The sequence below is a fragment of the Gordonia malaquae NBRC 108250 genome, assembly GCF_000344135.1.
GTDB lineage: Bacteria > Actinomycetota > Actinomycetes > Mycobacteriales > Mycobacteriaceae > Gordonia > Gordonia malaquae.
On the sequence record NZ_BAOP01000037.1, the window covers coordinates 1 to 13,535 of the forward strand.

Annotated in this window: 15 protein-coding genes; 5 read left to right on the forward strand and 10 right to left on the reverse strand. The window is 59.3% G+C overall.

What is annotated here, in order from left to right:
* Nucleotides 1–116: 116 nt before the first annotated feature.
* Nucleotides 117–1,070, forward strand: coding sequence for a hypothetical protein (locus tag GM1_RS22485; RefSeq protein WP_157436185.1), 954 nt, complete (start codon nucleotides 117–119; stop codon nucleotides 1,068–1,070).
* A gap of 523 nt (nucleotides 1,071–1,593) precedes the next feature.
* Nucleotides 1,594–2,205, forward strand: coding sequence for an SMI1/KNR4 family protein (locus GM1_RS18395; protein WP_008381364.1), 612 nt, complete (start codon nucleotides 1,594–1,596; stop codon nucleotides 2,203–2,205).
* 71 nt (nucleotides 2,206–2,276) lie between these two features.
* On the opposite strand, the gene GM1_RS18400 is transcribed toward GM1_RS18395, so the two are convergent.
* From GM1_RS18400 to GM1_RS18435, 9 genes are all read right to left on the reverse strand, one after another.
* Nucleotides 2,277–2,819: a hypothetical protein gene (locus GM1_RS18400; RefSeq protein WP_008381366.1), complete on the reverse strand. Its 543-nt coding sequence runs from the start codon at nucleotides 2,817–2,819 to the stop codon at nucleotides 2,277–2,279.
* Between the two features lie 68 nt (nucleotides 2,820–2,887).
* Nucleotides 2,888–3,052: a hypothetical protein gene (locus GM1_RS22490; RefSeq protein ID WP_008381368.1), complete on the reverse strand. Its 165-nt coding sequence runs from the start codon at nucleotides 3,050–3,052 to the stop codon at nucleotides 2,888–2,890.
* On the reverse strand, nucleotides 3,052–3,447 hold the full coding sequence (locus tag GM1_RS18405; protein ID WP_008381370.1) for a LacI family DNA-binding transcriptional regulator: 396 nt from the start codon (nucleotides 3,445–3,447) through the stop codon (nucleotides 3,052–3,054). The genes GM1_RS22490 and GM1_RS18405 overlap by 1 nt, the downstream gene beginning before the upstream one ends.
* A gap of 528 nt (nucleotides 3,448–3,975) precedes the next feature.
* Nucleotides 3,976–4,245 carry a hypothetical protein gene (locus GM1_RS18415; RefSeq protein WP_157436187.1) on the reverse strand — a complete coding sequence of 90 codons (270 nt, stop codon included), beginning with the start codon at nucleotides 4,243–4,245 and terminating at the stop codon, nucleotides 3,976–3,978.
* A gap of 274 nt (nucleotides 4,246–4,519) precedes the next feature.
* Nucleotides 4,520–5,473 (reverse strand): DUF6414 family protein, encoded by a 954-nt coding sequence (locus GM1_RS18420; RefSeq protein WP_223291299.1) that lies wholly within the window; start codon nucleotides 5,471–5,473, stop codon nucleotides 4,520–4,522.
* Nucleotides 5,474–5,774: 301 nt separating this feature from the next.
* Nucleotides 5,775–6,353 carry a hypothetical protein gene (locus tag GM1_RS18425; RefSeq protein WP_008381383.1) on the reverse strand — a complete coding sequence of 193 codons (579 nt, stop codon included), beginning with the start codon at nucleotides 6,351–6,353 and terminating at the stop codon, nucleotides 5,775–5,777.
* A complete protein-coding gene (locus GM1_RS22495; protein ID WP_157436189.1) occupies nucleotides 6,350–7,213 on the reverse strand; it encodes a DUF7224 domain-containing protein in 864 nt (287 codons plus the stop codon). Before GM1_RS22495 ends, GM1_RS18425 begins: the two co-directional genes overlap by 4 nt.
* A 359-nt stretch (nucleotides 7,214–7,572) precedes the next feature.
* On the reverse strand, nucleotides 7,573–8,271 hold the full coding sequence (locus tag GM1_RS23300) for an ATP-binding cassette domain-containing protein (RefSeq protein WP_052005477.1): 699 nt from the start codon (nucleotides 8,269–8,271) through the stop codon (nucleotides 7,573–7,575).
* A 107-nt stretch (nucleotides 8,272–8,378) separates the two neighbouring features.
* A complete protein-coding gene (locus tag GM1_RS18435) occupies nucleotides 8,379–8,798 on the reverse strand; it encodes a hypothetical protein (RefSeq protein WP_008381387.1) in 420 nt (139 codons plus the stop codon).
* 625 nt (nucleotides 8,799–9,423) lie between these two features.
* Between GM1_RS18435 and GM1_RS18440 the strand changes: the two genes are divergently transcribed.
* Nucleotides 9,424–10,437 (forward strand): nuclease-related domain-containing protein, encoded by a 1,014-nt coding sequence (locus GM1_RS18440; protein ID WP_157436193.1) that lies wholly within the window; start codon nucleotides 9,424–9,426, stop codon nucleotides 10,435–10,437.
* A 296-nt stretch (nucleotides 10,438–10,733) separates the two neighbouring features.
* Here GM1_RS18440 and GM1_RS18445 read toward each other — a convergent pair whose 3' ends face one another.
* Entirely contained in the window at nucleotides 10,734–11,243 is a 510-nt protein-coding gene (locus GM1_RS18445; RefSeq protein ID WP_157436195.1) for a hypothetical protein, read from the reverse strand.
* 759 nt (nucleotides 11,244–12,002) lie between these two features.
* On the opposite strand from GM1_RS18445, the gene GM1_RS22700 reads away from it, so the two are divergent.
* A complete protein-coding gene (locus GM1_RS22700; protein ID WP_174316891.1) occupies nucleotides 12,003–12,467 on the forward strand; it encodes a hypothetical protein in 465 nt (154 codons plus the stop codon).
* Nucleotides 12,468–12,505: 38 nt separating this feature from the next.
* Nucleotides 12,506–13,535: hypothetical protein (locus GM1_RS18455; RefSeq protein WP_217997960.1), on the forward strand; the 1,030-nt coding region annotated here is incomplete at its 3' end.

The window sequence follows — 13,535 nt, forward strand, 5'->3', positions numbered from 1 at the left end:
GCTCTCGGACCCATCAGCGTCCGCCCCTACGCCAAGATCAGCGTCACCACCGACACCGGCGTCTACGTCTACTACGACCACGGCCCCACCAGCCGCATCTGACCCGGCACGACACCATGACAACGAACCACTCCCGCGGCCGCGAACGGCACGACCGGGGAACGCTCCTGGCGGGCCTGATCGCGCTCACTGCACTCGCAGCAGCAGTCCTACTCGCGATCTCACTCGCACCGGCCTCCGCCGAAACCCCGGCCGAACGCTGCAAACGCGAGACCACCGCCTACAACAACGCATGGAAGAACTCCTGGGCAGCATCACACCCAGGAAAGAAGCCCAGCGACGCACCCAAACCACCCGTGCCCTACAAGTGCGGAAGCAACAACGACGGACCACCGCCGACCGTACAGCCGACGACCACCACGCCAGAAGCGCCCACAGGCACTACTCCTGCTGCGCCCGCCGCCGCACCAGACAGTTCCGGACCTACGATAAGCGCGCCGACGACTCGTCGCGACATTCAGCATCCAGGCACCGGCCAGCCTCCGATCGGAAGCGATGGCGACCGTGTCCACTCGGATAGCCTGCCGCCGATGGAACCTATCCGGTACGTGGCGGCCCGCAGTGTCGATGAAGCTCGACGTCTCATTGATGAGATCGCCCGAAAAAGGGCTGCGGGCGAACCAATCGGCCAGGTAAAGTATGGTCCTTGCACGCTTTACCCACACTCCCTTCATGTGCGCACTAGAACCAAGGATAACGATCCTCGACTTGTTGGATTCAAGCCGCAAACCAAATGCGAGCACAGAGTCCTCAGAATCACCCAAACCAGTCGCATTCGATACAAGTACTACGCATGGTGGTTGAACGTAAATTTGAGATGGGACAATCCTCAGGTCAGTGGAAACACTAACCAGAGTTCCTTACAGGACAAGAAGGTCGAGTTCATCTGCGCAGGAACCGTCGACACAGCCTTCGTAGGAACCGTGGCGGGAGAAATGATAGACACGAACGGCGAAAAGTATTACGCAACAACCGCAACCTCAGTTTTTAGAGAGCACTGTGAAATATGAGAACTGGAGCCTCCTGTGAATAGTGCAAAAATTCTCGTAGCCCGACTCGACGACAACCCGTATACGGAGGCTATCGTAGGGCTCGCGCTAGACCGAGAGACCGAGCTTGAGATTGCCAATCAGGTCGAGTCGAACCGCGTCCAGTGCTGGACCGAAACTCAGCCGATATACGGTGACGGAGATACGCCAAAAGCGGGCGATTCTCTATTTCTAGTGATCTCCGATGAGTTCGGGCAAGACGCGCCTGACCGGATATGGGGTGGCCCTACAATCGAGAAGGTTTTCGACAATCTGTCCGGCGCCGAGGAGTTTGCGCAAGAATATGCGGATTCATACCAAGGTGAAGTGGGTGTTGACATACATGTGTGGAGGCTCCCCATCGGATGGCGAAGGGACATTTCTCTGTAGTTGCTCTGACGAAGCGCTGTCGCCGATCTATTCGGATTGACCCATATTCGTTCCAGAAAACTGAGCGCATGGAACTTGCATGCCATCCTCATCCCCAGACGGAGGTTCATACTAGATGACCGACTGGCACGCACTCATCGACGCGCAGGTCGAATGTCACAACCAACTTGTGAGTCTCGGTCTGTACCCTCCGACAGTTGTAGGAGCGCCTGCATCTGAGGGATCGATCCGTGCGGCCGAGAATCGAATTGGGTACCGCATCGATTCCGGGTACCGCGAGTTCCTGAGTATCGCGAGTGGGTGGCGTCAACAGCAGGGGTTTTGGAACCTCTTCTCGGCCGATGAGCTCGGTGGCGAGATTCTGATCGAGGCACCCGACCCGACGCAACCGATGTTCCGTATGCCGTGGGCGGAGGCCATAGCCTTGCGTGAACACTCGTGGGGCATCGGGATTGCTGGCCTTACGTATCCACCGGAGATCACCGATTGGGAAGAAGTGATACCCGTCGGCGGCACCGATGGGCTTGGCGGCGACATCTACATGCTCTGTACGCCACATGATGAACCGGCCCGACCCCCTGGCCCGATCTTCGTGATCACATCAGGCTTCGTCGAGCGTCACGAGACGTTCGCCGAGTACCTCGAGGCAGGTATCGACAAGGACCGCGGCAACATCGCCGATCCGTCACTCTGGGGCGGAGGTACCGGAGGCTCCGAGAACCGGTAACTGAGCACCCAGTACGTAAGAAGATCACTCTGACTCGTTCAGAGTGATCTTCTTATAGGCCGCCCATGCAGTCACGACGCGTGGAACTCGAACGCGGTAGTGATCATGTCCACGACCCGACCGGGGTCTTTGCCTGCCGCCAACCAACTGACCGGCGACACCGCTCGACCGTCCAGGGACAGATCAGGATGAGGGGTCTGCATGAACCAAGCCACCGAGGTCGGGGGCGCCGTCGTCGGGAACGCTGGTGCGACCTGCGCCCATCCGGAGAGTTCGCCGTCGGCAGTGAACTGGAACGCGGGCAGCCAGTGTCGGTGTGAGACTTTCATCGACAGAAGCGTCCGACCGGCCAGTCGGTGACGGATACGTCGGGACGTAACACCGAGCCTGGTCGCGGCTTGATCGACGGTGAAGGCGGTCGCGAGCAGTTCGGAGGTTCGCTTCGCGGCTATCGTTGAGCCACGCCGCTCGGGCGGCGGCATCTTGTCGACGAATGATCCGGCGGCGCGCAGCGCCATCTCCTGCTCCGAGGTGAGTATTGACGATGCCGGCGGTACGGCAGCAGAGCCTCGGGCCCCGGGTGAGGTCTGCTTGGCGTGCCTCGAATCGCCCATGTCAACCTCCACTCGCTGAACTAGTGACTCGACTCTAGCGGGCAGTGACGACTGAAACCGTCGGGTTGCTAGTCGGCAGCGTCGAGGAGACCGTCCTTGAATACCTCGAGTTGACGTCGGATGTGTGGTGGCGGCTCCACCAGTGAGTCGAAGACTGCCTCTGCCTGCGCGAGTGCATGAATTCTATTGCCGATCTTCTGTGTCGCTGCGAACTCGGCGTCGTCGGCGTCCACTACTCGATCACCATAGCTACCGCGGCCGAGATCATCGTGTGCCGGTCGTAGCTGGGATCGTCAACGATAACCCTCGCCGGTGCGCGATCGTTCAGCAGCGGATCGCGTCCTTGAAACCACGCCTGAATCAAACCGGGTGTGGCACCGAGTTTATGTTGCAGGGCAGCGACGGTGTAGGCGGCCTGCAACCGGTCACGGGCGTAGTCCGAGATTGTGGCCGCGTCGTCGATGTAGCTGCTGACAGTGGAGGTGCTGGACACGCCAGCGAGATACGCGACCAAACGCGCTCCGAGGAGCGCACGCAACTCCTCGACGAGACCAGGACCGTCGAGGGTAGCCAGGTGTGCTGTTACCTGGTCGTAGACGGCATCGACGGAGGGGTGAACCGACTCCATGAAGTCATCGTCGCACAGTCGCCCGCCCGATTCGTCTATTCCTCTTCCCAGGTGGGCGATGTCCTCACCTGGGAACTCGCTATTGGTTCAGCATGGCTGAGCGAGGCCCTCTTTGGCTCTGATCATCCGTGGCCACGCAGAGTGGTGGAGAAATCGCAGACCATTGAGCCCGACGATGTTGGTGGATTCTTCGTGCGCGGCGACACTAGGTGAGGGGCCGGGCACCTTTGTCTCTGTCGATCGGAAGTGCGATTTACCAAGGGCCCCAATAGATTTCAAACCATCGACCAGGTGCCGACGACTATCTGTCGCACCCAGGTCTACGTCGTCTCACCAGAGGTGCAGGTGAGCCAAGCGTGGATCGACACTAGCGCCGCGTGGCCGCAGATGCGCGCCTACCCGGAGCTCGTCGACCCGAGAACCGGTGTCGCCTACAGCGAGCCGACCTGCACGTATCCCTGCGATCGAGCGGGACGAATCACTGTCCTCCGATGATCCGGCGGCGTACCGCCAGGGTCGGTTACGAGTTCACCGCGGCGCAACCGACTTCGATTCAAGCCTCGCAAGCTGCTCCGCGGTCATCATGGGATTCTTCGCGACCGGGAGCGGCATCATCTCGAGGTACTCAACCAGCATCCACTTGTTCGGAGAGTAGAGGGAAACCTTGACTTTAAGCGACCGTTCCACGCTACGAATGACTTTCAGTATCCCGTTCGACAAAAGCTCCATGGACACTACCTCGCTGGAACGAATCTGTTCTCCACTCGATAACGTGACCGTTGCGTCTCCTAGATTCATTACTCAATCATACCTTCATTTCTGATCGATTTTCGACCCGAAACGAATGACCGCCGACGACCTGTGGTCATCATCGGCCAAGCTGATAGCACGCCGCTAATAGCCGCTATGTCCAGTAATCGTAATGTTAATGAGAGCGGAGAGCTCGTCCCATCGTCGGCGAGCACTTGTGTCAGTGTGCCTCAGACCGGCACAGCTTCTACCAAGTTCACTCGGCCAACCAAGAGTGATAGCAGCCCGGTGCTTGAATTTCATTGCTCACTGACTGACCTAGTCAGACGGGTGGCATCGATGTCCAAGGACCTTGTTCAACAGCCCGATAGATCGCGAGCGGCACCATGCCTATCGCTGGCCAGCTTGGTGCAGCGACGAACCCGGTACTCGTCAACATGCTGCCGAATGCGCCGGTGAGCTCATCGAGTGCCGATCGATCAATTCCTGAGTCTCCACTCTGGAGGAGCCGGTCGACCTGAGGCTTGATCTGGGCGATGACCTGTTCAGGTGTGAATCTCTCACGTTCCGTCGGCACCGCCGCTATCTGCATGAGGATGGTCAGTTCCGTAGGTTCCGAACCCACCTGCGATAGGAGGAGCTCGCGCCGCATTGGGCCGAACTCATGCTCGTGAGGAATTTCCCCGACGAAGCCCACTTCGTAGTCATCCGGGTCAGCAGTACGGACTGACACCGTGATGGAGTCCCCGTACAGCGCTTCTAGGGCGTCAAGCACCTGCTCTAGCTCGCCTGGTTCGTTTGACAACGCATCATTCAGTCGGCGGAACGCACCTGCAATGCTCGCGATGTCGCTCACCTGAGTCGGCGCGGTTACGCGCAGTAGCATTCCTGGACGCGCTCGCTCACGCACCTTCCCACGGAGCCAGAACTTACGTGCCGACATTTTGTCTGACACGTCCGCAAGCAGGCCTAACGCCTCTGCCGACTCCTCAAGTTGCGACACATGGAGGTCAGCGAGAGCGAGAGTCTGAGCACTGTTCTCACCTACGTCCTTACCGACGGCCGCGACTCGACGAAGGCCCAAATCGATCCGGCGAGAACGCGTCTTTGTTTCACTTCGCTCCTCGGGGAGTCCATCTATGAGCTGAGCAAGCAAACTTCCGACCCGAGTGCGATCGATGTAGAGGTAATCTCGGATATCCAGCTCGGATGACTCAGGAAGACTGTTAGGGCTCATGTCGGTCTCCTCGGAGGTGGCGCGTCCATTGGTGGTCAACTTAGGTAGAATACTACCGGTTTCAGATGCCGATGGCGGCTTGGCTCACTGGCATCGCTACAGCCTCGATGACCCTGGTGTACATCTCAAATCGTGACCCACCACCTGCAGGCTCATTCGACTCAACAACCCGTGCTGAACGGTCCGACGCACCAGTGCGAACTACAAATGGGCGGCAGTGGGGCCTACTACAGAACTGATCCTGACGGACTTTGACCTCGTCGGCACCAACGAAGAACCCTACGCGTAGTGAAGTTGGAGTTCAATTGTCGCGGCTTCGTTGAAGAGATATCGTGCCGAACTAGTTTGCGACCGGTGTCACAGACCGAATTGATTCGGCGGCTAGCCCCGCGGCAAGTACACAGGCCGCTATCACAACGCTGACCCGTGAATCATGCTCGTCGGCGATCCATGCCCACAAGGACCTTGATGTACCGAATACGACTGCCATCAAAAGATAGACAACTGGCGGCACTACGGCCATCTCCGAGGACATCACGGTCCGACAGAGGAGCATCAGGCCAGTGAGCCCGACTGCAATTCTAACTCCTAGTATCGCAGCTGGAACCGGCCCACCTGATAGGACAATGGTGACGATCGCATACACGGACAGCAGCAGTAAAACCAACCCGGCATCGTACCGGCTGATACGACGCACCGCACGCCGATCGGCAGAGAGATTCGCTCGACTCAGGCTCGCGGCTGCAACTATGGCGATCAGGGCCGGAATGAAGAGAGCGGCCGTGACGGGCACCTGCGAAACGCCAATTATCCGCGGCACCGGGAACTCGTTGTCACCCAGTGAAGCGGTCACGACCGCAACCAACACAACAACGACGAGTGAGGGGAGAACGAACCGATTCTTTGCCCACAATGTCACGGTTCCATAGCCTCCGGGGATACATCTCCGCAGTTCGCTATCGCATTGAGGGTTCTATCTAGCCAGGCGGCCTGCTTTGCTGGCGACTTCTGTTCGATGCGTTGGACGAGTTCGGTTACGCCCGGCACGTCGGTATTTGCGTTCACACCAGACCTACGCAGAAGCCACAGTTCAATAGGATCCAATGCGGGCGCGTATCCGGATGGATTCTCGGCACATACTGGGAGGTGGTTCACGACAGCATTGGTCAACGACTGCCGAATATCGATATCTGGGGCGTCAGGAATGATCATGAACACGACTTCGCTGGGCGAGGTCGTGATAGCTCGATACGTACCTGGCGAATCGAAGCCAGCACGCTTCCAGTCCGTTCGCACAGATGCGATTATCGCTGCGACATTGCCGTCATCGTCAGAGATCTCAGGCCACGTACAATAGGTCACCTCGTCGCTTGAACTGCACACAAGCGGTGTTGACCGTTCTACGTCGGCTGTGGGCCCAACATCACTTGTCGATGCGGCGCCGATGAAGGCTGCCGCCAGTGGGATGATGATGGCAATACTAATCCATATCGCGCGTCGCTGATTTCCAACAGTCGTGATCAAGACGAGTGCGGCGAGTGCGATTGCAAGGTTCTGAATTGTCCCGGCCCAAAATACTGTTGCTGAAAGCTCACTCTCAATTCCGCAGCACCCAATCCATGAACCGTTGAGATTTCTGATCCAGTACGGTTGGACCGCGCCAGGCATCACCATCCAGAGATATCCGACGACGAGCATGAGGGGGACACTGATAGCACGACGAGCTAAACAGCCGAATGCTCCGCCAATCAGGGCGAAGCATCCGACAGTGCTGATCACCCCCACAGCAACCTCCCACGGAGGCAACAGTGAACCAGAATGAAACGCGCCCGCCCCGTAGGCGATGATGCTGACAAGAATAGTCGCGGGACCAATCACGTTCCCGATCACAGAGATCCGATACCGAACACCGGGGTACTCGACTAGATGAGAATCCCGAAGCCGACCACACTCATAAGCGGCAAGCGCACCCGCTGCTGGCGCCAAGAACATGAGTACTTCAGTGCCATCAATCCAGTCACCTAGTCGATATCGGATAGGCCCGACAGGAACCAGCGTTAGGTAATAGGCTGAGATAATGGCGAGTATAGGCGATATCCAGAAGGCAGGCTGGATCCGAAGTCTCGTTAGGATCTGCATTACAGCGACGACTTTACGAAGTGGGAGTACGCTCGTTCAGCCGACTCAACGCCTGTCCGGAGACTACGGCCGTGCGACATGAACTCGGACGCTGATCCGGAGAAGCAGAGACGACCAGCGTCGAGCACCGCTACGGCGTCGAACGTGGACGACAGTTCGTCGGTTTCATGTGTCGAGATGATGATATCGATTCCGTGGTGTGCGGCCAGCTCCCGAACCAGTTGGCGAAAGGATCTCTTCTGGCTGGGGTCCAACCCTGCTGTCGGTTCATCGAGCAAGAGCATGCTCGGCGAGGAGACCAATGTCTGAGCGAGTCCAAGTCGGCGAAGTTGGCCCCCTGAAAGGTGCGTGGCCTTGTCCCCGGATCTGTCGCTGAGGTCTACATTGCGAAGGGAATCTGATGCGCTAGCCCAGGCGGCCGACTTGCTCATTCCGGCGACCCACCCGTAGTAGGCAACCTGCTCTCGACAGGTTAATCCCACTACGGGTGTGATCGTCTGCGGCATCCAGCCGACAGCTCGTCGGATATCCCTCCCCGACAGAACGGCGCCTCGTCCATCGACATGGCGGACTGTTCCACGAGTGGGGCGAAGAGAGTTTGCACCAACTCCTAGGAGTGTCGACTTGCCGGCTCCGTTCGGGCCGAGCAGCACCGTCAAACCACGACCGCTACGCCAACTGAAGTCGCTGAGCGCCATCCGCCGCCGCCATAGCCCGCGATACTCGAAAGTGACTTCCTTGTACTCCAACAAGTGGAAACCCTGTCGCTAGCTGAAACGTTGGTCCTGTCGATGAGATCGCTCAGCTAGTAGCGGACTCGAACGAACGAAGCATTCAGCTGGCGGAATCCGCCCGAGTACCCATTGATTTTCTCAATCCGGAAGAAGTACTTTCCGGACGCCTTCCGCCCCCAGTTTCCGAAAGCACTTGCGGAGCAGTTGAGGCGCTTGGTTCCGTGGTCCTCGTCGGGCTGAAAGGGGCGGTCTTTTCGTAGCATGACATCAGCTGATGCCAAAGCCATTCCCGCAGTCTTCTCGCGGCAGTTGTCAAACCGGACAGTCGTTGCGGCCGCGTCGGAGTTTCCGTCGGTCCAGCGCCGTGACTCGAATCCCGTGAGCACGCCCGACAGTTTCGTCGTGAATTCTGCTTCCGCCCGCGCCGGGCCTGCCGCCAGAAACGTGAGCCCGAGCAGCAGCGTGCAGACCAATAGCGTGAGTCTTCTCATTTACATCCCCCTGGTTGTGGCCTGACGCCAGCCGCCTGACCGTATTACGACCTTAGAGCGATCAAGGCCGACATGTGCGACTTTGACCACTCTCGAGCTTTTTGTCAATAGAGGCGCTTAAGTTCATAGCCGACCAGCCCCAACCAGGTCCGATGGCCCAGACTCTCGAGACCAAGTCTAAAGTCGTACATCAGGCTGGCCGGTCATCGGATCCAGGGATACCTTCAGCCTCGTTCCCGCGCAACGTACTGCGCCAACGGCCTCGTCGTACAGACTCAAGTCGGGCGTGCTATTCGTGATTCTCCAGCGGCGCATGCTGCTCGTCGTGAAAGATCGATCGTGCGACAAAGCCCCGACGTCTGGACCCGGATACACCGTCGACTGTGGCCGCATTAGCGCGGGAGCTGGCCAACTCGGTGGATACGGGTGTGCCTACCCGCACCGTAGTTCCGTGGCGCTCGGAGCCAGCCGAGGTGCACTCGAGTCGCGAGAAGAAGGAGGACAGTGGTCAAGTCGCATCTTCTGCAACTTGAACTCGGCTCGCGATCCAGACTGAACAGCCCCTGTCGGGCGGGCGGGACGGATTGTGTCAGTGGGATGACGTCTAATGAGGCGTATGGACACTATGACCGTCTTCTTAGCGCTGCTTGTTACCGCTCTCGTCTGTGCGCTGGTGGCGTCGGCAGTGCTCGTACGCCGCCGAGTCGCCAAAGCTGCCGTTGCGATGCACAGTCGCGAACAGTATCTGCTTCAGGCGCACCAGATGCGGATGGGAGAGGCGGCCGGTGAGTTCTCCCGGATTCTGGCTGCTAGTCAGGCCGACCACACCGCCGAGATTTCTGCTCTGAAGATCGCTCATCAGAACGAGCTGTCCGAAGCGGAGGTTGCACGGGATGTCATCCGACACCGAGCCGACCTCCTGCAGGAGAAGCAGGACAAGCTCCTCGCCCAGGGGGACCGCTATTCACGCGACCGCATAGTGTCGGTCTGTCGGGAACTGGATCGATCAGCGATGGTCTTCAGCGGTGTCATGTTTCGCCCTGCCGACAGCGACGTCTATGCCCAGATCGACCACATAGTCCTCGTCGCCGGGCGGATCATGATCGTGGAGAACAAGTACTGGGACGCGGTCGTGCTGGACGGCGCTGCCCCGCGGGAGGGCGCGCTGGCTCACCTCCTCAGCGAGATTGAAGTGAGTGCCGTTGAGCGCGGCGACCTCGCCTTGCGAGTCGCGCGCCGCGGGGCGTCGATCCAGCTCTACGCCCACGGATCGACCAGATCGAGCGAGTCCACATCGAACAAGAAGTTCTCGCGCGTGACTGTTTCGGACGTGAAGGAACGGACCCCTACTACCCAAGTCAAAGTCCAGGCCGCGCGACTCCGTTCACTGTTTGAGGCCCATGACATAGCCTGCGGTTGGATCGACGCCTGCGTGTACTACTCCCATCCCAATTCCTATTCTCACTTGCGAGCGCACGATCAGGCGGTCGCACTGGTCGGGAGCACCTCTGACCTTCGTGGTTGGCTTCGCGCTAGTTTGAGTCGTCGCGGATCCGCATCGGTCGACATGCCCGCGGTCGCCGCCATTCTTGACGGCCTCAGTCTGGACGTGTCGCGTAGCACGGAAACTGGCCGTTGAAACGGCTTCCCACTCTACATCGACGCCCGCAACCTCGCCGTCAAGAGCGGTCGAGCGCTCCAGCTTTGCGTAGTAACTCCAACGTCTCAGTTCGATCTAGGTTCGGCTCTGATGCACATTCCTGACCCCTCCTCGTCGCGTCATCGCTATGATCTTTGCGCTCCCATTGTCGCGTGGCATGAGCATCTTTCACTAGTACCCGTCCGTGAAGGGCTGGCACTTACGGCAATCCGCAAGAAGTCGACCCACTTTGGTGATCTGGATGGACGTAGTCCAAGCTTGGCTACTAGTCGGGGCTATCGACCGATCGTCTGGTCCCCAGCTCGGACAGCTGCGGTCCCAGCTTGGACTTGCGCCGCGAATTCAGTTGCATAGCGGAGGAGCTGCGGGGCCGTCATTTCGATCGGGTCTTCGTCGAGGACGCGGAGCACCGACCTGTAGTTGAGTGTGGGGTTGATTGTGGTGAACCACTGTCGGACCTGCAGATCACTGAGAACAGACTGGAGTTCCTGAACGATCTGGAAGACGACTGTCAGACGAACGAGCGCGCGTTGGCGAAGATTCTGGTTGCCGGTGGCCCAGTTTCGTAGAGTGCGTGGGTCGCTGACGCCGACGGCTGCAGCAGCTGTGTCGATACTCAGCACGTCGACGATCGTGAAGGTCATCGTGGCTGGCGATGCTGTTACCGCCTGCTGAAACGAGTTTCCTTCCATAGTCTCCTCCTTATATCCGCACTCGACACGCCGAGTAAACATCTCCACAATTGTCGAGTTGAATGCTAGTGTTGACCTCACATTCGAAGCCACGTCCGGGAGTTCCAACCTGGACGTGGCTTTTCTGTTTCATACACCCGAGGGGGCAACACTGGGAATCAATCGGGCACGACCATTCTGATCTCTTCTCGCAGCGAAGAGATCACGTTCGGCAAGCCAACCCTTGCCGAACGACATCAGGCACCGACCAAACTGGTCGGCACCTGACATCTCAACGGCGGTCGCCACCGCCGTCCTGAACCCGCCTAGGAGTTCCTTCGTGACGATACACGCCATTCTGTGCTGCCTGCGGACGCCGCGCGCCTCCACTCGCCATCTTCATAGGGTGCGAGCGCAATGAGGGGCACCAGTGTCGACACGGCGATCGACTTGTACGTCCCGACATCGATTGGGGCGATCGAGTGGGGGTTGATCGCCGATTCGGCACGACGGATCACTCGGTCCAGTGCCCCCGCTACCGGCACCTCGGCAAGTCATCGAATCCTTGCGATCACTCAATTGCTCCTGTGGGCCCACCGCCTCGGCCTACCGACTGATGTCGAGGAACTCTTCACCCCGGAGGTCATCGAACGATACGTGGCCACCGGATGTCCGAACCTCAGCCCTGCGAGCCGTGGTACTCGCCGGTCGGTGCTCCGGACGATCGGGCGGCGCGTAACTCGCCGCGCCCGGTGGGATTCGGCCGCGCCGGCATACCCGACGGCCAGGCCGTACCAGCCGTACACGACCCGGGAATGCGAATGGCTCGTCGAATGCGCACACTCACAGGCAACCGCCGGCCGACAACGCGTCATGACCGTCCTACTCGGACTGGGGCTCGGCGCCGGGCTCGCTCCGGACGAAATCGCACACCTCACCGCGCGACGCATCATCACCGTCACACCTGGTCGGCACGCGGTCGCGCTGGAACAACGTATCGTCCCAATCCGGACCGCCTATGCGCCGCTCATCGTGGACCTCGCGGCACAGCTGCCCGCTGATACTCCTCTGATTCGCGACAAGGCGGTGCCACGCATCGAAACGTTGTGGTCGCTGTTGCAGCCATGTGAGGTCCCGGTTCCGCTTCAACCACTAACAGTTACCCGTTTGCGCACGACGTGGGCCCACGATGCCCTGAACTCGCCCATCCCGCTACCACACGTCGTCGGGGCGTACGGCCTACGAAGCGCGACGTTCATTGAGCCGTTGATGCCCGCGCTTCTGGCATCTATTGACCCTGAAACAGTGGTCGCCAACTCCGCGCTCTACGAATTTTGATCAGGCGTGCTGTGAAGCTCCGGCATGTCGACACGATCGTGGTTGGCGACGGCCCACCCTCCAGTGACCTCAACTTCACTATCGCGTACAACGCTGCGCTGCAGAGCCGCGCCCGGCGTCTGCTCGATATCGTCATGATTCACGAGAGCCGTGGAAGGCCGCGAAAGTTCCTTCCGTCGCAGTTCTTCGCTCTGGCTTACCTGACAGTGCTTGCGCACCGCCCGCTGCACTACACACAGATCTACGAAACGTACTGTGGCCTTACACCTGACCAACGCGAAACTCTTGGCTTGCGAGACGACCTCCACTACGACCAAGTCCGCTACTTCGGTGAACGTGTGAAACAACTGGTCGTGGCTGGACGCGTGGAAATGGTGGATCTCATGAACGGGATCTTCGACGCCCAGATCCCAGCGCGGACCACCATGTCGGTATCGGTGGACTCGACCGACTACGAAACGTACGGACGCATCCGGGCATTCTGGTCGGCCGATCGTGATCCAGCGCCGACATCCCATGATCAAGCGCAATCGGACGTGGTCGAACTCAAGTCGCGGAGGACTGGTTGGCCGTTGCTTGGGGACGACGGTCGACCCCAGCGAACCAAAGACCCCGACGCTCGAGACGGGCATCGTTCGGCACACAACAATCGGGCATCGGGACCGTTCGTGGGCTACGACCTGACTCTTGGTGTCAACACGCGCCCCTACGGTTCGAAAACCACCGTTCCGAACTACATAGTCTCAGCGAATCTCACCCCAGCTGGCAGTCACCACGCAAAAGCGGCACAGCCGATGATCGATCTGCTGCAGGCTCGCGGCCACACCATCACCGATGTTCCAGCCGATCGGGCCTACAACTACGCCAAACCCGAACTCTGGACACAACGACTCCGCGACAACGGTATCGAACCCGTCTTCGACCTGACCAAGAAGCAACGAACCCCCAAACCCGGTCCCATCCACGGGACTGTCGTGATCGACGGGACACTGTTCACCCAGGCGCTGCCAGAGAACCTCCGCCATCTGCCCGCTCACAGCCGCGACATGACCGTGGAGAAGCACTGTC